At 37.6% G+C, this 20,670-nt stretch carries 21 protein-coding genes; 14 read left to right on the forward strand and 7 right to left on the reverse strand.

Going from position 1 to position 20,670, the window contains the following annotated elements; translation table 11 throughout:
- Positions 1–53 precede the first annotated feature (53 nt).
- From ABYK33_RS01665 to ABYK33_RS01695, 7 genes are read left to right on the forward strand one after another with little or no spacing between them, the layout of a single operon-like run.
- Complete coding sequence (locus ABYK33_RS01665) at positions 54–881, forward strand: DUF58 domain-containing protein (protein WP_373031166.1); 828 nt, start codon at positions 54–56, stop codon at positions 879–881.
- Positions 882–886: 5 nt separating this feature from the next.
- A complete protein-coding gene (locus tag ABYK33_RS01670; protein WP_373031167.1) occupies positions 887–1,303 on the forward strand; it encodes a hypothetical protein in 417 nt (138 codons plus the stop codon).
- Positions 1,290–2,207, forward strand: a complete 918-nt coding sequence (locus ABYK33_RS01675) for a VWA domain-containing protein (RefSeq protein ID WP_373031168.1) — start codon at positions 1,290–1,292, stop codon at positions 2,205–2,207. Before ABYK33_RS01670 ends, ABYK33_RS01675 begins: the two co-directional genes overlap by 14 nt.
- 2 nt (positions 2,208–2,209) lie before the next feature.
- On the forward strand, positions 2,210–3,181 hold the full coding sequence (locus ABYK33_RS01680; protein WP_373031169.1) for a VWA domain-containing protein: 972 nt from the start codon (positions 2,210–2,212) through the stop codon (positions 3,179–3,181).
- On the forward strand, positions 3,178–3,996 hold the full coding sequence (locus ABYK33_RS01685; RefSeq protein WP_373031170.1) for a tetratricopeptide repeat protein: 819 nt from the start codon (positions 3,178–3,180) through the stop codon (positions 3,994–3,996). The genes ABYK33_RS01680 and ABYK33_RS01685 overlap by 4 nt, the downstream gene beginning before the upstream one ends.
- Entirely contained in the window at positions 3,980–5,476 is a 1,497-nt protein-coding gene (locus ABYK33_RS01690) for a BatD family protein (protein ID WP_373031171.1), read from the forward strand. Before ABYK33_RS01685 ends, ABYK33_RS01690 begins: the two co-directional genes overlap by 17 nt.
- A gap of 50 nt (positions 5,477–5,526) precedes the next feature.
- Positions 5,527–7,413 (forward strand): DUF389 domain-containing protein, encoded by a 1,887-nt coding sequence (locus ABYK33_RS01695; RefSeq protein ID WP_373031172.1) that lies wholly within the window; start codon positions 5,527–5,529, stop codon positions 7,411–7,413.
- 1 nt (position 7,414) lies between these two features.
- Here ABYK33_RS01695 and ABYK33_RS01700 read toward each other — a convergent pair whose 3' ends face one another.
- Positions 7,415–8,257 carry a prephenate dehydrogenase gene (locus ABYK33_RS01700; RefSeq protein ID WP_373031173.1) on the reverse strand — a complete coding sequence of 281 codons (843 nt, stop codon included), beginning with the start codon at positions 8,255–8,257 and terminating at the stop codon, positions 7,415–7,417.
- A 107-nt stretch (positions 8,258–8,364) separates the two neighbouring features.
- On the opposite strand from ABYK33_RS01700, the gene bamA reads away from it, so the two are divergent.
- Complete coding sequence (bamA, locus tag ABYK33_RS01705) at positions 8,365–10,698, forward strand: outer membrane protein assembly factor BamA (RefSeq protein ID WP_373031174.1); 2,334 nt, start codon at positions 8,365–8,367, stop codon at positions 10,696–10,698.
- A 51-nt stretch (positions 10,699–10,749) separates the two neighbouring features.
- On the opposite strand, the gene ABYK33_RS01710 is transcribed toward bamA, so the two are convergent.
- The 6 genes from ABYK33_RS01710 to plsY all read right to left on the reverse strand — a co-directional run bounded on the left by ABYK33_RS01710 (position 10,750) and on the right by plsY (position 14,766).
- Positions 10,750–12,273 (reverse strand): Ppx/GppA family phosphatase, encoded by a 1,524-nt coding sequence (locus tag ABYK33_RS01710; RefSeq protein ID WP_373031175.1) that lies wholly within the window; start codon positions 12,271–12,273, stop codon positions 10,750–10,752.
- Between the two features lie 7 nt (positions 12,274–12,280).
- Positions 12,281–12,532 carry a YfhL family 4Fe-4S dicluster ferredoxin gene (locus ABYK33_RS01715; protein WP_373031176.1) on the reverse strand — a complete coding sequence of 84 codons (252 nt, stop codon included), beginning with the start codon at positions 12,530–12,532 and terminating at the stop codon, positions 12,281–12,283.
- A 75-nt stretch (positions 12,533–12,607) separates the two neighbouring features.
- Positions 12,608–13,057, reverse strand: coding sequence for a thiol-disulfide oxidoreductase DCC family protein (locus tag ABYK33_RS01720; RefSeq protein WP_373031177.1), 450 nt, complete (start codon positions 13,055–13,057; stop codon positions 12,608–12,610).
- Positions 13,058–13,069: 12 nt separating this feature from the next.
- Positions 13,070–13,744, reverse strand: a complete 675-nt coding sequence (gene hsrA / locus ABYK33_RS01725) for a homeostatic response regulator transcription factor HsrA (RefSeq protein ID WP_373031178.1) — start codon at positions 13,742–13,744, stop codon at positions 13,070–13,072.
- A gap of 70 nt (positions 13,745–13,814) precedes the next feature.
- Positions 13,815–14,141 carry a dihydroneopterin aldolase gene (locus tag ABYK33_RS01730; protein WP_373031179.1) on the reverse strand — a complete coding sequence of 109 codons (327 nt, stop codon included), beginning with the start codon at positions 14,139–14,141 and terminating at the stop codon, positions 13,815–13,817.
- 1 nt (position 14,142) lies between these two features.
- Positions 14,143–14,766: a glycerol-3-phosphate 1-O-acyltransferase PlsY gene (gene plsY / locus ABYK33_RS01735; protein ID WP_373031180.1), complete on the reverse strand. Its 624-nt coding sequence runs from the start codon at positions 14,764–14,766 to the stop codon at positions 14,143–14,145.
- 131 nt (positions 14,767–14,897) lie between these two features.
- Here plsY and nadA point away from each other — a divergent pair, with 131 nt between their 5' ends.
- From nadA to ABYK33_RS01765, 6 genes are all read left to right on the forward strand, one after another.
- Positions 14,898–15,905, forward strand: coding sequence for a quinolinate synthase NadA (nadA, locus tag ABYK33_RS01740; protein WP_373031181.1), 1,008 nt, complete (start codon positions 14,898–14,900; stop codon positions 15,903–15,905).
- On the forward strand, positions 15,905–16,723 hold the full coding sequence (gene nadC, locus ABYK33_RS01745; RefSeq protein WP_373031182.1) for a carboxylating nicotinate-nucleotide diphosphorylase: 819 nt from the start codon (positions 15,905–15,907) through the stop codon (positions 16,721–16,723). The genes nadA and nadC overlap by 1 nt, the downstream gene beginning before the upstream one ends.
- Positions 16,724–16,789: 66 nt before the next feature.
- Positions 16,790–17,770, forward strand: coding sequence for a bifunctional oligoribonuclease/PAP phosphatase NrnA (locus ABYK33_RS01750; RefSeq protein WP_373031183.1), 981 nt, complete (start codon positions 16,790–16,792; stop codon positions 17,768–17,770).
- Positions 17,760–19,151 (forward strand): M23 family metallopeptidase, encoded by a 1,392-nt coding sequence (locus ABYK33_RS01755; RefSeq protein WP_373031184.1) that lies wholly within the window; start codon positions 17,760–17,762, stop codon positions 19,149–19,151. Before ABYK33_RS01750 ends, ABYK33_RS01755 begins: the two co-directional genes overlap by 11 nt.
- Positions 19,152–19,244: 93 nt before the next feature.
- A complete protein-coding gene (gene lpxC / locus ABYK33_RS01760) occupies positions 19,245–20,129 on the forward strand; it encodes a UDP-3-O-acyl-N-acetylglucosamine deacetylase (RefSeq protein WP_373031185.1) in 885 nt (294 codons plus the stop codon).
- Entirely contained in the window at positions 20,110–20,580 is a 471-nt protein-coding gene (locus ABYK33_RS01765) for a hypothetical protein (RefSeq protein ID WP_373031186.1), read from the forward strand. Before lpxC ends, ABYK33_RS01765 begins: the two co-directional genes overlap by 20 nt.
- The last annotated feature ends 90 nt before the right edge of the window (positions 20,581–20,670 follow it).

A 20,670-nucleotide genomic window follows, 5' to 3' on the forward strand; every position in this document is an offset into this window, starting at 1 on the left:
TTAGTGAGAGGAATTAAAGATGGGCTTTGCTCGTCTTTAAGGAGACATGCATTATGAATAAAGCTGTAAAAAAAATAGTACTTAAAACCAAAAAGCAAGTCTATGGAGATATGCTGGGAAACAACGCTTCCATCTTTCAGGGTGAAGGCTTTGAATTTGCAGAACTTCGTGAGTATGTCTATGGTGATGATGTCCGGAAGATAGACTGGAAGACTACAGCAAAGTTAGGTAAACCTTTTGTAAAAATTTATAAAGAAGAGAGAGAACTTAACGTAGTTGTTGTCTCTATGCTTTCTGGTTCAACGTACTTTGGTACGGTGAAACAAAAGTCGGATATTATCGCTGAAGTTGTAGCTACATTGGGCTTTTCAGCAGTAAAAAATGCTGATCTGTTTTCACATATGATTTTTTCCGACAGACTTTATGAACTGAGTAAACCCAGCAAAAAACTATTTTCTGTACATAGAGCAGTGGAAAATGTGGTTGCATTTGACCCCATAGGGAAAGAGGGTGATTTTTCTGCCTTAGTGGAAACATTGCATAACCGGTTAAAAAAGAAGTCTTTACTTTTCATCCTGTCTGATTTTGTAGGTGACATTGACTTGAAGATATTGACTAAGAAACATGATGTGTTTGCAGTGATGGTACGTGATAGATTTGAAGAAGATCCTTCTGAACTGGGTTATCTTAGACTCATAGACATGGAAACAAAACAGAGTTTTGAAGGTGATGTCAATAGCGGAACACTCAAAAACTACAAAAAAGCATTACATGACAATGATGAGAAACTCTATAAACAGTTCAAAAAACAGGGTGTACGGTTTACAAAAATATATACACATGAAGAACCCGCACTTAAGTTAATGAAGAAAATGAGGTGAGTGTGATGGATATGAATCAAACAGCAAATATAAATGAGCAACTCAAAGACATTAAACCTTTACTTGAGATACCGGATAGTTCTTATTATATCTATTGGGGGCTCATTGATCTTGCTATTGTACTTATAGTTGGTATTGTGTTTTTTATACTGAAAAAATTATGGGATAATAGAAAAGTAAATCTTGCCAAAGGTTATCTTGCATCGATCAAAAAAATAGATTGGACAGATACAAAAAAGTCTGCTTATGAAGCCACGCATTATGCAAGACTTCTTGCAACAGATGAGAGAAGACAAGAACTTTTTTCCCAACTCGAAGCACTGTTAGAACAGTATAAATACAAAAAAGAGGTTGATGAAGTAGATCAAGAGACACGAAATAAATTTAATCTCTATGTGCAGGTGGCTGATGAGTCAATTTAATTTCGAATATCCATACCTTTTAGCTGTTATTCTCTTTTTTATGATCTGTAGTTACTGGTGCAAAGAGAGAAGCCGTGCCATCTTTTTCCCTCATGTCAAAACACTTATGGCTAAAAGTGCAGGAAAAAGCTCATTGCTTTCCTGGTTAAAGTGGGTAGGGATCATAGCAGCAGTGATCGCTTTAGCTTCACCCGTCATCACCAAAAGTTATACGAACTCTAAAAAAGAGGGACGCGATATCGTCTTAATCATTGATTCGAGTGATTCCATGCGACAACGTGGATTTGATCCATCTGATCCATGGAGAAACAAGTTTGATGTGGTCAAAGAAGTGGTAGGTGATTTTATAGAGAAAAGAGAAAATGACCGTATAGGTATGGTGACTTTTGCAGATGTTGCATTCATCGCATCACCACTTACATTTGAAAAAAAGTTTTTAACAGATATTACAAAAATGCAATCGATGGGTATGGCAGGAAAACGGACTGCCATCAATGATGCCGTGGTTCAGAGTTATAATCTTTTGAGTAAAAGTAAAGCTAAGTCAAAGATCGCCATCTTACTGACAGATGGTATAGACAATATGAGTAAGGTGCCGTTCGGGGATGTAAAGAGTCTTATAGAAAAGCGTGACATTAAACTTTATGCTATCGGTGTGGGTGATGCACGTGACTATAATGCGCATTATCTACAGACACTTGCTGATGCAGGTAAAGGTGTGGCCTTTGGTGCACAAGACGCAACAACACTTTCGCAAATTTATGATGAGATTGACAATCTCGAAGCAACGAAGATCGATGATAAAAAGATCGTACAGCATACCTATCTGTATGTCTATCCACTCTTTTTAGCCATACTGAGTCTGTTGTTGTTTGTTTATTTTAGAAATAGTAAGGGGTTGTAGAGATGAGTTTTGTAAATCCACAGTTTTTTTGGGCTCTTATCATTCCTTTTGTTATTTTCACGTTCTTGATCTCTACGAACAAAGAGAGACTTTCCCGTATTTTTGATGAGAAAGTACTGAAACGATTGAGTGCTACAGATGAGAGTATGCCTTTGATAGTGCGTAATATACTGATGCTCTTAGCACTTTTTTTAATGATTGTTGCGATGGCCAGACCTGTCATGGAAAAGGGTGATAAAACGGTAGAAGTGCAGGGATTGACACTGCTTACAGCACTTGATATTTCTGGTTCTATGCGAAGTACGGACGTCTATCCTAACCGTCTGACATTTGCGAAACAGAAGATGAGTTTACTGTTTGATGCTATGCCGAGCGATGAGATAGGTGTGGTAGCATTTGCATACAGTCCTTTTGTCCTGGCACCTTTTTCAAGTGATAAGGAAACCTTGAAAATGATGGTTGAAGGGGTAGATGACTCTTATATTAACATGGGATCTACTGATTTTTCAGCATTAGGTGAATTGGCCTCTTCTTTACTGGAGGAGAAAAAGCCTAAGATGATAGTTCTTTTCACTGATGGCGGAGATGAGGAAGCTATAGCAGGTTTTACAGAGATACTAAAAGCAAATGAGATAGATCTTTATGTGGTGCTTGTAGGAACAGAGAAGGGATCTCCGGTTATAGATGAAAATGGAAAACCTTTTACACTTGAAGACGGTACGATAGCGATCACGCAAAGAAATGATGCCTTGGGCGAAGTGGCTAAAGAGAATGATGGTGCGTACGTGGTAGCCAGCACAGGAAAAGAAGATATAACACAATTGGTTTCCGTGATACGGGGTAAATATAAAAATCAACAGCAGGGTGAAGTGACAGTCAAAGAGCGTGTAGAGTATTTTTACTATCCGTTAGGGGCTGGATTGTTGTTGTTGCTGATCGCATTTAGTTCGATGCCTAGAAGGAGAGCCGTATGACAAGATTGATCTTATTGATGCTAAGTAGTGGTGTCATACTCCATGCCGGGCTTACTGACTTTAAAACGATACAAGAAGCAAATCAGGCATATGAAGCGAAAGAGTATGGCAAGAGTGCAACTTTGTTAAAGAGTTTAGAGGCAAAAAGTCCTCAAAAACAGTATGATATCGGAAATGCACTCTATAAAGATAAAAAATTTGATGAAGCTATGGAAGCCTATGAAAAGGCAGAAGGTATAGATGAATCCACTAGACTGCATAACATAGGTAACAGCCAGTTTCAGAAAAAAGAGTGGGACAAAGCCATTGAATCATATGAAAAAGCCTTGAAGCTTAAAGAGGATGAAGATACGAAATTCAATCTTGAATTAGCTAAACAACAGAAGAAAAAAGAAGAAGAGCAGAAAAAACAAGATCAGAAAGATCAAGAAAATAAAGACGAAAATAAAGAACAAAACAAAGACGACAAAAAGAATCAGGATCAAAAACAAAATAAAGATCAAAAAGAGCAAGATCAGCAAAAACAAGACCAAAAAAATAAAGATCAAAACAAAAAAGAGAAAAACGACGGAAAGAAAAAAGAAGATAAGAAGAAAAAAGAGGGTGAAAAAGAGAAAAAGCCCCAAGACAAAAAAGGTGACCAAGAATCAGGTCAGCCTAAAGAGCAAAAAGAGATGAGTAAAGAAGAAAAGTTGCAAGAACAAGAGTTGAAGCGTCTTATGAAAAAGATGCAAAAAGGTAAGACCCCGACGATGATGTATCAGATGGGTGAAGGTAAAAAAGGTGAAAGGAATGAAAATGCGAAACCTTGGTAAAGTATTATTGGTCATGACATTGGCGGTACAATCTCTCTGGTCAGATGGGGTAGAAGCTATTGTGTCCAGCACAGAAATAGTAAATGGTAACCCTGTTCAATTACAGATCAAGGCTACTGGGGATGATGCACAATTCCCAGATATCCAAATGATCGATGGACATAGTGTTGTAGGTACAAATTCCGGAAGCAGCAGTTCATATAGCTACATAAATGGAAAAATGAAAAGCCAGTATACTACGACAAAAACATATACCTTTATTCCCAACCAAAATGTAAGTATCCCTTCATATGAAGTGAAGATTGATGGAAAAATTTATAAAACACAACCCATTGAGATAAAAATGGTCAAGTCCAATGCAACTGTAGGACAAAGTAATGACATATTCTCTTTGCAAATGCGTGCCAATAAGACTAAGGTCATGGTAGGCGAATCGCTCATGGTAACAGTTTATTTTTCTTTGAAAAATGGTGTGAGACTGTCACATGATATACAATATACTGCACCGAATTTCTCAGGCTTTATCGTGACAGAAGGCGGAGATCAAAATGCCTATATCAAAGGAAACTATCAAGTCCAGGAAGTAAGGTATATCCTCACGCCACAAGAAGAAGGGAACTTTACTGTAACCCCCGCACATGCGAAAGTTGGCGTGGCCGATAGAAGTAGAAGAGATATATTTGGAATGACCTTTGGAACAGAATGGAAGCAAATGGCATCTAACACTCTAGAGATAGAAGTGTTGCCACAAGCAAAAGAGAGTGATCTAGTGGGTGACTTTACAGTAGATGTAACGATCGATGCTGAAGAAGTCAAAGCCAATAAACCAGTAAACCTTACAGTCAAGATAGAAGGAAAAGGTAATCTGGAAAGTTTTGAATTCCCTAAATATGAGATAGATGGTGTCACGGTGTATAGTGATGAAGCGAAGGTCGAAACCAAGGTTTTAGATGGTCAACTTTATAGCACTTACAGTAAAAGTTTTGCCTTTATCTCAGAAGATGACTTTAAAATACCAGCACGAAGTTTTTCTATGTTAGCGCCTGAAGATCAGCAGATGAAAGAGCTCAATGTAAATGCATACGAGGTTACTATTAAGAAGTCATCTACCTCTGCTTCTTTGAGCTTGAAACCCCATACAAATGGTATGGTCCAAACAAAGATAGCACAACCTTTATCTAGCCAGGAAGCGAGCAAGGAAGAACGGGTTGAAGTCAAAACTGTAGCATGGTGGATGCTTGTTGCATCCTTTGGTCTAGGTGCGTTGTCTATAATAGTACTCCAACGATTGCCACGTTTGAAAAGCAGGCGTGCAAATCCGTATAAGGAATCTGAAGCTTTGAAAATACTGTATGCTCATATGAGTGAAGATACAGAAGTTGAAGAGATGGTACGTAAACTGTATGCCCGTAAAAATGGTGATAAAACAGTAGAGATAGATAAAAAAGTACTCAAAGAGATGGTTGAGCGTTTTAGATAGAATAGGTACAATGTCTTTAGTTTAGTATGTAAAGAGCAGAGGAAGTATCTATGATTTATTATATTTATGCAGAAGAAGATAAAGCTTACCTTGAAACAGTCAAAACATTTTTAGTGAAAGAAACGGTCACCTATATTTCTTTCACTAACCTTGGAGAACTTGATCTTTCTAAGGCTTCTCATCTTCTTGTGACTGGATGTATTGAAGAGATAAAAATGCTGATGAGCATAGCACATCAAAATAACCTTCCTTTGGGCATCATTCCTCGACCTACACAAAAAGAACTTATCCGTACATTTGCTTTAGAGACTAAGACAGAAGATGCTGTTGAAAAGGCATTAAAACTAAGTGAAAAAAAGATTGACTTACTTTATTGTAATGGCAGTATCGTCATTCAAGAAGTTGTGGTAGGTGATGCGCCTCCGCTCGATCAGTTTGATACAACTTTAGAGGGTAAAACTTTTTTAGATAGGATAAAACTTTTTTGGAGTACAATCAAAAAAGTTAAAACACTTAAACATACACAAATGAAAATCACTGATGCAAAAGACAAAGTGATTAATCTATCTGCAGTAGGTGCAGTAGGACTTGAATACAACAACTCCACGTTCGCCGCCAAACTCGTTACTTCGCAACTCAGTGGAAATGACGGGAGGTTTTCCCTTGTAGTGCTTTCTCCTGCGTCGATCGTACAATATGTAGGGTATTTATTTAGCTCTTTAGTCTCACATTGGACACCTAAAGCTTTACCAAAGTCTGTAGGATATATACGAAGCAGTAAAATTACCATAGAGTCTCAAGATCCTATAAAGGTGCTCATAGACTCTTCTGCAGTACAACAGACGCCTGTAGATTTGGAAGTTAAACAGAGTGCTTTAGCATTGGGCGTAGGTGATGGATTTTGGGAAAAACAGAGTAAAGAATACAGTACAAAAGACAGTATGAAAGTAGATCATCTTCCTTCAGATAAAGAGAATACAGATCATTTAAGTCAATCCATCCCTCTTTTCTCCCATGCTAGCCAGTCACAATATACGACACTTTTTAAAAATCTGAGGGAAGAGAGCCGGCTTAGATCAAGTTTTATGATATTACTTATACTTGCAACTATGATCGCTACCTTTGGACTCTTTATTAATTCAAGTTCAGTGGTTATTGGGGCAATGTTGTTAGCTCCCCTGATGCAGCCGATTGTGAGTTTAAGTATGGGGGTATTAAGGCAAGACAGTGATCTGGAACTGAATGGTGCGAAAACCATCGCTATAGGCGTTATAGCTGTTCTTTCTACTGCTGCTATTATTGCATTTTTTACACCGATGGAAAGACTAACTTCAGAAATGGCAGGACGGCTTTCTCCCACCATACTAGATCTCTTTGTTGCCATCGTATCAGGTGTAGCAGCAGCTTACGCAAAGAGTAATGAAAAGATACTTGGTTCCCTGGCAGGGGTTGCTATTGCGGTTGCTTTAGTCCCTCCTCTCGCTGTAGCAGGGATAGGACTTGGTTGGGTTGATTGGCATATGTTTGGTACGGCATTTCTACTTTTTATTACCAATCTTGTTGGTATTGTTCTTGCTGCGGCATTGACCTTTGTTATTTTGGGTTTCTCCCCTTTGCACATTGCCAAAAAAGGGATACTGATATGGATGACTATTGTGGCAGTTGTAGCTATACCACTGTATAGTTCATTTAATAAAATGCAAGAAGATATACGTGTACAGACCATACTTTCAAATCTAGCATTTTCTGTAGGTGAAAATGATGTAAAACTGCTGCATATAGAGCTTGTTCATCGTAAGAACTTAAATGAAGTTCGTTGTGAGGTGATGGCAACAGGGATACTTACAAAAGAAGAGAAGCTACGCTTAAAAGAAGTGATACAAAAAAGCATAGGTAAAAAGGTTGAGGTGATAGCAACATTTAGATATAGGTTGTAGCCTAGTCTAAAATGTCATGTAAGGTATTGGCCTCTTTCATCCAATCATTTAATGCTTCCCATTCTTCGTTTTCTACCATTTTTTCGCACTTTTTAAGTTCTGATTGAAATGAGTTGATCGCTTCGAGTACATTGGTTTTATTCTGTCTAAAGATATCTTCCCACATATTAGGTGATGATTTTGCAATACGGCTCATGTCTTTAAAACCACCGCCAGCAAGAGCAATAATACTTTTGGAAGCTTCTTGTGCCATGACGGAATTTGCCAATGCATAACTTACTGCATGTGGCATATGAGAGATGAAAGCAGCATGTTTATCATGCTCTTTTGCACCCATACAGACGATATTCATACCTATGTCAGTAAAAAGCTTTTTAGCAACATTTTGTTGATGCATTCCACTTTTTTCAAGGTCACAAAGTACAACAACCTTGTCGGTATAAAGATCTTCAAGTGCAGCAGTAGGACCGAATTTTTCTGTACCAGTCATAGGGTGGGCAGCCACAAAATTATCTCTTATCTCAGAGGGGATCGAAAGAGAGATCTTTTCTTTGGTACTTCCCAAGTCAATGACAGTACATGTGTCATTGAGCGACCCTAACTGCTTGGTAACAGAGATAATACCATCGACAGGGATACTTAAAAAGATGATATCACAGCTTTTAAGTCCATCAATAGAGGTACAGATCTCATCTACGAGACCCAGTTTAAGTGCATCTGAACAATGAAGCTCGTTATGATCCAAGCCAACAAAGTAGTAGTCTTTAGAATGTTTTTTCAGTGCGAGACTTAAAGATCCACCCATAAGCCCTAAACCAACGATACCGACTTTGATTTTGGCCATCATATACCTACCCCATTTTTTGAAAGAGTATAGCATGATTTCTCTGTTTCTTATCAGCTTCTTATTGAAATAAAGATAAAATATTGCAAATTATACTAAGGCCCATTATGATCAAAAAGATAGCACTTTTTCAAATACTTCTTACGTGGATACTCATAGGTTCACTCCTTTCAGCCCAAAAAGTTACACAGATTAAATTTGAAGGACTTGCACATCTCTCTCCTACTATGGCAAAAGAGATTGCAGGTATCAAGGTTGGAGATGAGATCAATGCTGGAAACATAAATGATTCTATTAAAAACTTTTTTTCACAGGGTTATTTTGAAGATGTATGGGTAGATCAAAATGGTGGCGTACTTGTGTATCATTTTAAAGAAAAGTTGGCGATTGCAAATGTTGACATTAAAGGGTATGGCTCAGGTGATGATGGTGCAAAACTTTTAGAAACCATAGGTCTCAAAAAAGGTGACCTGTATGATGAGAGACGTATTAAAAAAGCAACAAAAACACTCATCTCAAATGTAGAAAGTCAAGGTTATTATGACACAGTGGTGGATGTGAGTACAGTACCTGTAGGAGAAAGCAGTGTTGCTATTGTCTTTGATGTAAATAAAGGTGAGAAGATCATTATCCAGAAACAAAACTTTATAGGTGCGGATAAGATAGATCAAAGTGATCTTGAATTTGAACTTGCAAATAAAGAAAAAGACTGGCTCGGTTGGATGCCTTTTAGAAATACTGGTGAAGCAACAGTAGATCAACTTGAATATGATGCATACAGAGTGAAAGATGTATATATGAAAAGTGGTTATCTGGATGCTGATGTGAGTAAACCTCTTATGAGAGTCGACTTTGGTTCGTATAATGCAAAAGTAGATTATCAGGTAACTGAGGGCATACAATATCGTGTAGGAACTGTTGGTATCACACAAGATGTCGAAGGACTTAACACGGAAGATCTAAAAGATAGACTTACACTCAAAGAGGGTAAGATTTTTAATATTAAGCGTATGCGTAAAGATATAAAGAACTTGGAAGAAGCAGTGGGTAACTTCGGATATGCCTTTGTAAAAGTGGCTCCGCAAATGCATAAAGACCCTGAAAAGAAGACGATCAACCTAAATTATGTAGTGCAACCAGGTGAAATTGTGACTATCAACGATGTTGTGATCTCTGGTAATGATGCTACAAAAGACAGAGTAATCCGTCGTTATATCTATTTGGCACCGGGTGATACGTTTAGTGCCACAGACCTTAAAGACTCAAAGAGTGCATTGGGAAGAACAGGATTCTTTGAAAATGTAGATATACAAAGTCAGCGGATCTCAGCAGATAAGATCGATCTTCTTGTGAAAGTGAAAGAGACATCTACGGGTACGATCTCAGCAGGTGGTGGATATGGAAGTTATGAAGGATTAATGGTCAACGCTTCTATCTCAGATAAAAATATATTTGGTTCAGGTATCAACACTACTTTAGGATTTGAGGTTTCAAAGATCTCAACGAATTATAACCTCTCTTTTGTGAATCCGAAAGTATGGGACAGTATGTACAGTTTGGGAGTGAGTTTTTATAAAAAAGATTATGAGTATATTGATTATACACAGGACCAGTTAGGTGGGTCTATATCATTAGGTAGACAATTCTATAGACACATACATGCTTCTGTCGGACTAGGATATGTAGATAATGACTCAACATATAATGGCAGTTATGACCCTACTAATATTGCCTATAATGCCTACTATGATCAATACAAAAAGACTTCAGTATTCACCTCAGTCAGTTTTGATAATACAGATGATTATTACACACCAAGAGAAGGTTGGAAAGCAGTTCTAAGCCTTGAATACTCATCATTGGATGGAGATGATTACAATGCAACCCTATATCCTGAAGGATATGCAGATATATTCAAAGTAAGTGGAAAAGTGGGATATTATTATGGATTGGAAGATTGGATCGATTATGATATGATCTTGCGTTTAAAAGGAAGGGTATCAAGTCTTACCTCAGTGGATGGAGAGTATATTCCTATTGGGGAAAGACTCTTTTTAGGTGGTATAGGAAGCGTACGTGGATATGATCCATACTCTATTTCACCAATAGTGCCAAGGGATTACAATGGCATCGTGTATGACTATCGAATTGGTGGTACACAAAGTGCTTCAGGAAGCATAGAAGCGAGTATTCCTCTCTCAGAAGCAGCAAAGATGAGACTGGCATTTTTCTATGATTATGGTTGGATCTCTTCTGACAGTGTAAATACAGCAGAGCAAGGAACTGTAGACTTTGGTAATATTACGAGATCTTCAACCGGTGTGGTTTTGGAATGGCAGTCTGCCTTTGGGCCTATTAATCTTGTATTTGCATGGCCTATTGATGATGAAGACTATGATGAAACATCTGTATTTGAGTTCTCTATGGGAACAAAATTTTAGATTTCCACTTATAAAAGGACAAGGATTTTTCCTTGGCCTCTACAAAATAGTTTAAATTCCCAACTTTTTATTTTTAGGCAATTTACTTTCATCTTCAATAATAATCGCAAACGGTATAGGCTTTTCTAAAGCTTTGATCTTTTCTTTTGCAAGATATAGAGGTTTGTCAGAGAAGATGCGCAGGGTTTTGTTCTCATAGCCAAATGTTATATTCGCACTGTTTGATGCCTCATGAAGAAGTACAGTGAGTGTATAGATAAAACTCAACCAAAGCAGTACTTGTTTCTCAGGAAGAAGCGGTTTATAGTGTGTAAAGAGAGGTTTGTTGAGAAGCTCTTTACCATGCATGCGCAACAGCAAGGATATAAGAAGTATCTGTTTATGCGTAAAGCCATAGTTAAGTTCTTGCATAGCGATATAAAAGGCATGTTGATGTGATCTGTAAACAGTAAGTGTCTGTCCAATACTAGAGAGCTTTACAGCCCAGAGAAGTTCTTCTTCGTATTGTTTGTTATCCTCAATATCTTTTTGTAGTACACTATAAAGATTTGAAGCCAGTTTGAGTTTTGTTTTCCGTTTTTTTTCTATAATATCCAAAGGTTTAAATCTATCCAATATAGAAACAATGCTTGGATTGATGGTGCTTGGAAACTTCAGATTATCCTCTCTAAGGAGTTGTTCTAAAAATACCCCTTCTCGTACCCCTGCAGCACTTGAAATGACAGTTTTTGCATTTATATGGGCAAGTATTTCGTTGAAGATGAGTGCACCTTCACGTATGGTATCATAACGGTTTTTTTGCAATCCGAACCGTTTGAGATTTTTTGCACTAGAAAGAGGGATAGCATTAAGATAGTCTTGATGCTCTTGTACATTATAAGAAAACGCATGCAGCTTATCTAAAGGATATGCAACTCGCTTCATAATACCCTTAGAGAGTGTCCTTGCTGTTCCCCCTATGCCAATGGCAAGGGTATGTCTAAAATGCTCCGGAAGTTGATTTAACTCATTTTGTATATATGCTTTTGCTTTTTCATTTATCACTGTGGAACTGAGGCCTTTATCAAAAAACAGTTCTTTCAGTCTAACGGTACCAAGGTTAAGGGAATAGGTATCTATGATATGGCCATTTTTGATGAATGCCATATCAGATGAACCACCACCAATGTCTATACTTATGCCTTCATGGATGGGGAGTAGATTATTTGCAGCAATAGCACCATATTTTGCTTCTTTGTTACCATCGATGACTTTGATAGAAAGGCCGAGTTCTTTTTGTATCCATTGGACAAACTCTTTTCCGTTTGGTGCATCTCTCAGTGCAGAAGTGGCAACGCAAAGTGTTTTGTTCGCTTGATATTTATCTATGGTATGAAGGAAGGATTTTAAAGTGAGATAAGCTCTTTTGATACCGATGGGTTGAAGATAGCCTTCTTTTTCATAGGCACCTTCTCCAATACGTACTTTGGATTTTTGTTCGCAGATGAGATGAAAGCCGTAACGACTTGTTTTTTCAAAAATAACAAGTCTTGCAGAGTTTGAACCGATATCAATGATAGCAGTTCTTTTTGCCATGGATTAACTACTCTTCTTCTTGCAGTTTGTCATATTTGAATTTTAACTCTTCCACATTCTCAACATTGTCCGGATCTGGAACGATACAATCTACAGGACATACAGCGATACATTGGGGCTCATCAAAATGACCTACACATTCTGTACATCTATCTGGATCTATAAGATAAATCGGATCATTTTCTTCAATGGCCTCATTAGGGCATTCTTCTCTACATGCATCACATGCGATACATTCGTCATCTATTACTAATGCCATGGTTTCCTCTGTATATGTTATTTATACGAGTTATAACCGAACAAAGCTTATTCTTAAGTTAAATTATCTGTGAATTTATAATAAAATTTTACTTTGGTAGTTTTTTGGTAAAAGAGGGCATGTTTTACTCTCGAGCTTACCTGCAATTTTGTAACGTATTTTTGCGATAAGATCGTACAAAGCATCTCGTAAGATCTTAGGTATGAATTTAATTATTTTTGCCATAATGAACCATATTCCACCAAGTCTTTCAAACAGAGCAATGCTTGCGTCACTTTTATAGAGTGTTTCTTCATTTTGTATATAGAGTATAATACTCTTCATATCCATGATATCGATATTTTTCTCTTTGATAGTCTCTCCCTGAAGTGGAGAAAAGGTCAGTAGGTTTTTTTTATCTCTTATTACAACAAATCGAACTATCGCATGGCAAAAGGCACAAGTTCCATCATAAAAAAGAATGGCTTCATTTTTATGATGAGATGCTTTGAACCAGGTAAGAGGAAGACGCCAAAAGGGTGTCATAGAAGTGATGACTTATGAGATACTTTTAGGAAAACAAAATCTATAACCGCGTCTTCTCACCGTTTCAATGGTAGTTATCTCTAAAGGTTTATCCATTTTTTGACGGATCTGGTTAATGGCTACTTCAATAACATTTGGTGTCACCAGTTCTGGCTCTTCCCAGATGGCATCAAGCAGTTGTTCTTTGGAAACGATCTGGTCTTTATGCATAGCCAAATGCGTTAAGACTTCAAATGGCTTACCTTTGAGCTCTATCTCTTCACCCTGATAGATGATCTTTTCTTCTTCCGGATTGATGATAAGGTCTTCTATCTCAATAATGTTAGAGACACCAAATCTTAGCTTGGCTTCAATACGTACGAGTAAAATATCATAGTCAAGAGGTTTTCTTATAAAATCATCAGCACCAGATCTTAGCGCTTTGATCTCACTCTCTTTGTCTTCACGCTCAGAGAGAACGATTACAGATGTTTTATGTGCTTCCGTTTTGATAGTAGAGATCATATCAAGACTTTTGTCATTGGTAGCTGGCCATGAAAGCAGTACCAGATCATAGTTTCTGATATCAATATAATACTTTGCATCACCCAGATTTTCAGCTACATCATTTTGATAACCTTCTTCAGTGAGTGTATCTGAAAGTGTTTTGCTGAGTGTCACTTCATCTTCTATGATCAATATTCTCATAAGTGAACCTTTTTATCTTTAAGATTTATTTAATATTATAACATAAAAAATAGCGCTTTTTTAAAAAAAATTAAAAATCCCAAGTTTTACTTAAGGAAACAGTGCATTCCTGTAAGATATCGGGTTTAGATATTTTGAGTGAAAGTGTTTTGAGGTTTGGGTAGGTAGTGTAGAGGATGTCTTTGAGACCTAAAAGGGCATTTTCTAAAAGTTCATAGCGTTTTTCTTTGAGTTCATTTTGTATCAAAAATACCATATCTGCATAATCGATAAATTTATTATCGCTGTAATCATAAGAAGCTTCAAGATTAATGATGACACGTTGTGGTTTATCCCGCTCAAAGTCGAGTAAACCGATGATTACATCAAAGGTCAGAGCTTCTATATGAATGGTCATTTTAGACTTTGCCTTCTTCTTTCTTGAAGATCCTTACAATATTTGGAATATGTTTGTAGAAAATGATAAATGCGATGATCCAGATAGGGGCATGAGAACCGATACCCGGCACTTCAGGGTACATTACATAAGATGCGATAATGAAGCCAACGAGACCTATGAGTGAGGAGAGTGACGAGATCTTTAAGCCTTTTGCAGCTCCTAGCCAGACAATAATAGCTATAAGCGCAGGAACGGGCATCATGACCAGCAGTACTCCAAAACCTGTAGCAACACCTTTTCCTCCTTCAAAGAAAAGGAATGCAGAGAAACAGTGTCCCACAACAGCGAGCACTGCTATCGTCCAAAGTACACTTTCCGGAGCCTCAAGCATCATAGCCACAAGTATGACAAGAACACCTTTTATAGCATCCAAAAAGAGGGTGATCGCACCTAACTTTTTTGCCAGTTTCGGGTCTTGTTCTTTCACCACACGAAGCACATTGGTTGCACCGATATTGCCACTACCGGATTCTTTGATATCTACCCCTGCAAACTTTTTAGCCAGTATGTATCCAAAAGGAATTCCGGCTATGAGATATGCCGCAAGATAGAGTAAAATATTTTGATTTGTTAAAAAGTCCATGATTAGTCCACAATTAAAATTTATACTGCACTTATTTAAAAAATGGTATAAGTACTTGAATAGTGCAATTTTATCCGAATTTTGATAAAATAGCCACATTAGTGAGAGGATTCAATTCCTGAAGGATATAAATGAGTATTGATTACAAAGCTGAAATTAACAGGCTGAAAAAAGAATTGGATGTCACAGTCGTGGCACACTATTATCAGCGTGATGAAGTGTTTGAAATGGCTGATATTATTGGTGACAGTCTTGAGTTGGCACGTAGATGCCAAGCAGATACAAACCCTTGGGTTGTCTTTTGTGGTGTTGGTTTTATGGGACAAAGTGTAAAGGTCATCGCACCTGAAAAGCGTGTACTAATGCCAAAAATAGCCTGTTGTGCCATGGCACGTATGATGGATGGTTCTTATTTTGAAGAGTCTGTACAGTATATGGTGGACAGAGGTATTGCCAAAGAAAATATTCTACCTATCACCTATATCAACTCTGATGCTTCAGTGAAGGCAAAAGTGGGTGAAATGGGTGGACTGGTATGTACCTCTTCCAATGCTTTTAAGATCATCGAAAAAGGTTTGGAAAGTGGGAAGAAGATCCTCTTTGTGCCAGACAGATGTTTAGGACAAAACTTCGCCATACAGATGGGTTTGAAGTCTTGTGTGATTGGTGTAGAGGTAGATGGAAAAGAGTGTGATCCTAACGAAGCAGATATCATCTGTTTTAACGGTTTTTGTTCCGTGCACCAGCTTTTTACTGTAGATGACATAGCGTTTTACCGTAACAAATATCCAGACATTAAAATAGCTGTACACCCAGAATGTGATCCAAGCGTAGTGCTTGCAGCCGATTTTTCAGGTTCTACATCACAGCTTATCAAGTATGTCAATGACCTTGATCCTGAACAGAAAGTAGCTATAGGTACGGAGTACAATCTTGTAAATAGAATGAGAAAAGGGAATACTTATGTGCTCTCTTCAACAAAGCCGGAGTGTCCTACAATGAATGAAACCACTTTGGAAGACCTCTATAATACTTTAAAGTCGATAGAGGACAACAAACCTATCAATGAGATCGTGGTGGATCCTCATACGATAGAGTATGCAAACTTGGCATTAGAACGTATGTTGGCGATTAAATAATGTTAAAAGAAAATTTTTTAAAAGCATTGATCGCTGAGGATGTAGGAAGAGGAGACCTTTTTTCACGTATTAGCCAGAGTAAAGAGATACGTGCCTATATCATCGCAAAGAGTGATGGGATATTTGCAGGACGTGAATATGTTGAAGTATTGGAAAAGATGTATGATCTTGACCTGATCTGGGAAGTGAAAGATGGTGACTCATTTCAAAAAGGTGATAAGCTCTTATTTGTGACAGGAGACTCAAAAACTATTCTTTCTCTGGAGCGTTCCATTTTGGATATGGTACTTCATGCAAGTTCTATAGCAACCTTGACGGCTAAGTATGTAGATGCCATCAAAGATACGGGTGTGAAGTTACTGGATACAAGAAAAACAAGACCACTGCTTCGTGAGTTTGAAAAATATGCAGTACGTTGCGGGGGAGGCATAAATCACCGCATGGGGCTTGATGATTGTCTCATGCTGAAAGACACCCACCTTCAGACCATAGATGACTTAGATGCTTTTATGCAAGAAGTACGACAAAAAATTCCTTTTACCTCAAAGGTTGAGATAGAGTGCGAAACACTTGATATGGTTAAAAAGGCGATGAAAGCCGAAGCAGATATCGTGATGTGTGATAATATGTCTATAGAAGAGACCAAAGAGGCTGTCAGATACAGAAATCAAAATTATCCTCATATTTTACTCGAAGCCAGTGGTAATGTAACACTTGAGACGATTAAAGAAATTGCGAGTACTGGAGTAGATGCTATTAGTTCAGGAGCAGTTATACATCAGGCGAACTGGATAGATTTGTCTATGAAGGTAGAGTAGTAATACTCTGTTAACACAATTCATATATAATTTAGGACTGTGTGAACTAAACAATGAAAGAACAAAATGATTATTGAGAGTCTCCCCTATGATGAAGTTAAAAACAAGATAGAATCTGCAAATTCTATCACGATACTTTCCCATCTTAACCCCGATGCCGATACGTTGGGTACAGCACTAGGTATTTATGCACTGTTAAGTAAAGATAAAAGTAAAAAAGTGGAAGTGGTGAATGCTTCAACTGTGTTCCCTTTACATATTGATTTTTTACCAAACTTTAAAAAAATTAAGCACCATATGGATTATACAGACAGTTTGATACTCTCTTGTGATTGTGGAAGTGTAGATAGACTGGGGTTTGATCTAGAAGGTAGAGATATTATCAACATCGATCACCATCAGAGTAATACACGTTATGGAAGTATCAATGTAGTGATAACAGAATATGCGTCTGCATCTCAAGTTGCATTTGCATTGTTTAAAGACCTTTATGCTGTAGAGGCTGATGCAGCAACATGTTTTTATGCGGCACTACTCTCTGATACAAGGTACTTTACTACTAATTCAGTGAATGAAGAGGTGTTTAGCGTAGCAAAAAATTTAGTCAAAGCAGGTGCCATGCCTGACGAGGTTGCCTATAATTGTACACAGAGACGACCTTTGAGTTCATTGCGTCTTTTGGAAAAAGCTTTAGCCTCTTTATCTTTATATCATGAAGCGAAAATAGCTACACTCATGGTGACTAAAAAGGAGATAGCAGCGACTGGTGCAACAATACCGGATATGGAAGGTATTGTGGATTATGCAAGGGCTTTAGCAACTGTAGAAGTGGCACTTTTTGCCATGGAGTTAGAAGATGGTATACGTATCTCTTTACGCAGCAAGAAAGTGGATGTGTCCAAAGTGGCTATGGCTTTTGGCGGTGGTGGGCATAAAGTCGCTGCAGGTTTTACCTTCCCCAATGGGGGATCACAATGCGGATTACAAGAAAGTATAGATACAATTTTAGTAAAGATAAAAGAATTAGGATTAATAGATGAGAAATAGAAATGGTAAAAGAGGCGGAGCAAAAATAGTAGGCGGATTATTCTTATTGTTATTAGTGGCTTTACTTGTCGGAGCTGGATACGTCTATACTGCACCGGAATTTGAAAGAGAAGTTCCAACAGTGCACAGTGAACAAAATTTGTTTTGGAATCGTACGGATCCATTTATGGTTCAACTTGCTGATAATGAAGGGTTAAAAAGTTTTGAACTCATCATGAGTGATGGAAAAAATAGTCTTATTGTTGGACAGGGGAGATTTGATGGAAAACCAAAAGAGCAAACGCTTCTTGTGAACTACCCTAAAAGTAAAACACTGGACCCTAAAGCAACCAAGCTAAAATTAAAAGTCTTGGTCAATGACAGTAGTATGTGGAATTTTTCTCAAGGTAATAAGAGTGAAAAAGAGATCGATATCAATGTTGACTTTAAAAGACCAAATGTAAATGTACTTGCAAACTCTTATAGTATTACACAAGGTGGAAGTGCTTTGGTTATATTTCAGGCAGCAGATGAAAATCTAGACACACTGTATGTAGAAGTAGGGAAAGAAAAGTTTAAAGCACAGCCCTATAAAAAAGAAGGATACTATGTTGCACTCATAGCATGGCCATTTACGGATAAAGACTTTAAAGCTAAAGTTGTAGCGATAGATGCTGCGAAGAATAAACGTACTGTGGATATTCCTTTTTATGTTAAAAATCATGAGTATAAAGTTTCATGGATCAAAGCAAAAGACAAATTTATAGATGGGAAGATCACAGATCTGGCATCAAGTAACCCTGAATATGCCCATATCGATGATAGACTGGAAAAATTAAAAGCGATCAACGAAACAATGCGTTTGAAAAATGAGGACCTAATCCATAATTTAAGTCAAGAAGTCTCTTCAGAAATGTTGGAGAGTTGGAAAGTGCAAAGATTTTATCCGCTTAGAAATGGACAGAAAGTTGCCAGTTACGGTGATGAAAGACATTATTACTATGAAACAAAAGACAATGTAGTTTCACACTCTTTTCATGTCGGATATGATCTGGCCAGTACAAAAATGGCAACGATCAAAACATCCAATGCCGGTAAAGTAGTCTATGCAGGAGAAAATGGGATCTACGGAAATATGCCTATGATCGATCATGGATTGGGACTCTATTCACTCTATGGTCACTGTTCACAACTTTTAGTGAGTGAAGGCGATGAAGTGAAGGCAGGAGATGACATAGCTAAAACAGGCGTTTCGGGCTTGGCTCTTGGAGATCATCTGCATTTTGGTCTCTTGGTTCAAGGTATAGAAGTGAGACCGGTAGAGTGGTTTGATAAAGAGTGGATCAGGAAGAATGTGGACGATATATTTAAGGCTGCAGATAAGATAATACAAGGGAAATAGTCCACAAAGTATACACAGTAAAAGTGTATACTTTGCAATAATTATAATTTTACACTATAATACCAGCAATAAAAAACTAGAAAGGAGGAAGTAATGCAACAAAGAACACTTAAAAAACCAGTTGAAGTTGTGGGTATTGGTTTACACAAAGGTGAGCCTATTAAGTTAAGACTTGAACCACTGGATGTAGATGCTGGTATCATGTTCTATCGGGAAGATCTTGCGATGAGTATACCACTTTCTCCGGACTCAGTGATCGATACACGTATGGCTACAGTGATAGGAAATGAGAAAGGGTATATCTCTACGATAGAGCACTTTCTCTCTTCAGTATATGCGTATGGAATAGACAATATACGTGTAATTGTAGATGGAAATGAGATGCCTATTATGGATGGTTCATCTATCTCTTTTTGTCTTTTGTTAGAAGAAGCAGGTATCCAGGAACAGGATGCACCAAAGAAAATCATCTGCGTTAAAAAACCGATTGAGGTTAGTGATGGTGATAAGTTTGTACGTCTACTGCCTCATGACAGTGCACAATTTGATTTTCGTATCAAGTTTGACCACCCAGTCATAGGTGATCAGCAAGCAAGTTTTAACTTTAGTACCAAGAATTTTGTAGAAGAGATCGCAAGAGCAAGAACATTTGGATTTGCCAAAGACATACAGTATCTGCAAAGTCAAAATCTGGCACTTGGTGCAACACTTCAAAATGCCATAGGGCTGGATGACCATAAAGTCTTGAACCCAGAAGGATTACGTTTTGACAATGAGTTTGCAAGACATAAGATATTGGATGCTATGGGAGATATGATGGTCTCTGGACACAATATTCTGGCTAAATATGAATCATTTGCAGGAAGTCATAATTTGAATTATCAGCTTACCGCGAAATTACTCTCTGACAGTAAAAACTATGATCTTGTAGCAGTAGAAGAGTTACAAAGTAGAGCATTTGCAAAAAGCTTTGCCTAAGAGATACGAACTTCTCATTATATCTATCTCTTCACCTCTTATATTAGGGGTGTACGAAGATGATATGCTTATTGAAACGCTATCAAGTGATTTAAAAACTTCTGAAATTCTTTTACCTCTGATCAAAGAGTGTCTAGATAAATATGATATCTCTACGATCATATATACACGAGGTCCCGGGTCATATATGGCCATAAAACTCACCTATATTATGCTGAAAACGATAGAGATCATGCAAGGTATTAAGTGTGTGGGATGTAGTGGTTTTGCCTTAAATGGAGGGGAACCTATCAAAGCGGTAGGAAATCTTTATTTTATCAAGGAAAAAGAGACTATAATTACAAAAAAATATGAACAACCAGTCAATGTAAAGTTTACATTACCTCAGAGTATTCAAGATCTTGAATTAGATGAAGAATCAACACCTGACTACATACTACCAGCTGTCTAGATTACATGTACCCCGTTGCATGAGCTAAGAGCTGAAGTTGAGACATAGCGTCAGCGTAGTTTTTGGAGTTTTGCTCTAAAAGCGTTCAAA

Source organism: Sulfurovum sp. (assembly GCF_041562805.1).
Classification (GTDB): Bacteria; Campylobacterota; Campylobacteria; order Campylobacterales; family Sulfurovaceae; genus Sulfurovum.

What these genes read in the sequence shown, in the direction of transcription:
- ABYK33_RS01750 (WP_373031183.1), top strand. Translation starts at nt 16,790, where the DNA reads ATGATTATTGAGAGTCTCCCCTATGATGAAGTTAAAAACAAGATAGAA.
- bamA (WP_373031174.1), top strand. Translation starts at nt 8,365, where the DNA reads ATGATCAAAAAGATAGCACTTTTTCAAATACTTCTTACGTGGATACTC.
- ABYK33_RS01730 (WP_373031179.1), bottom strand. Translation starts at nt 14,141, where the DNA reads ATGACCATTCATATAGAAGCTCTGACCTTTGATGTAATCATCGGTTTA.
- lpxC (WP_373031185.1), top strand. Translation starts at nt 19,245, where the DNA reads ATGCAACAAAGAACACTTAAAAAACCAGTTGAAGTTGTGGGTATTGGT.
- hsrA (WP_373031178.1), bottom strand. Translation starts at nt 13,744, where the DNA reads ATGAGAATATTGATCATAGAAGATGAAGTGACACTCAGCAAAACACTT.
- ABYK33_RS01680 (WP_373031169.1), top strand. Translation starts at nt 2,210, where the DNA reads ATGAGTTTTGTAAATCCACAGTTTTTTTGGGCTCTTATCATTCCTTTT.
- ABYK33_RS01710 (WP_373031175.1), bottom strand. Translation starts at nt 12,273, where the DNA reads ATGGCAAAAAGAACTGCTATCATTGATATCGGTTCAAACTCTGCAAGA.
- ABYK33_RS01665 (WP_373031166.1), top strand. Translation starts at nt 54, where the DNA reads ATGAATAAAGCTGTAAAAAAAATAGTACTTAAAACCAAAAAGCAAGTC.
- ABYK33_RS01685 (WP_373031170.1), top strand. Translation starts at nt 3,178, where the DNA reads ATGACAAGATTGATCTTATTGATGCTAAGTAGTGGTGTCATACTCCAT.
- ABYK33_RS01715 (WP_373031176.1), bottom strand. Translation starts at nt 12,532, where the DNA reads ATGGCATTAGTAATAGATGACGAATGTATCGCATGTGATGCATGTAGA.
- ABYK33_RS01755 (WP_373031184.1), top strand. Translation starts at nt 17,760, where the DNA reads ATGAGAAATAGAAATGGTAAAAGAGGCGGAGCAAAAATAGTAGGCGGA.
- nadA (WP_373031181.1), top strand. Translation starts at nt 14,898, where the DNA reads ATGAGTATTGATTACAAAGCTGAAATTAACAGGCTGAAAAAAGAATTG.
- ABYK33_RS01675 (WP_373031168.1), top strand. Translation starts at nt 1,290, where the DNA reads ATGAGTCAATTTAATTTCGAATATCCATACCTTTTAGCTGTTATTCTC.
- ABYK33_RS01670 (WP_373031167.1), top strand. Translation starts at nt 887, where the DNA reads ATGGATATGAATCAAACAGCAAATATAAATGAGCAACTCAAAGACATT.
- ABYK33_RS01700 (WP_373031173.1), bottom strand. Translation starts at nt 8,257, where the DNA reads ATGGCCAAAATCAAAGTCGGTATCGTTGGTTTAGGGCTTATGGGTGGA.
- ABYK33_RS01720 (WP_373031177.1), bottom strand. Translation starts at nt 13,057, where the DNA reads ATGACACCCTTTTGGCGTCTTCCTCTTACCTGGTTCAAAGCATCTCAT.
- nadC (WP_373031182.1), top strand. Translation starts at nt 15,905, where the DNA reads ATGTTAAAAGAAAATTTTTTAAAAGCATTGATCGCTGAGGATGTAGGA.
- ABYK33_RS01695 (WP_373031172.1), top strand. Translation starts at nt 5,527, where the DNA reads ATGATTTATTATATTTATGCAGAAGAAGATAAAGCTTACCTTGAAACA.
- plsY (WP_373031180.1), bottom strand. Translation starts at nt 14,766, where the DNA reads ATGGACTTTTTAACAAATCAAAATATTTTACTCTATCTTGCGGCATAT.
- ABYK33_RS01690 (WP_373031171.1), top strand. Translation starts at nt 3,980, where the DNA reads ATGCGAAACCTTGGTAAAGTATTATTGGTCATGACATTGGCGGTACAA.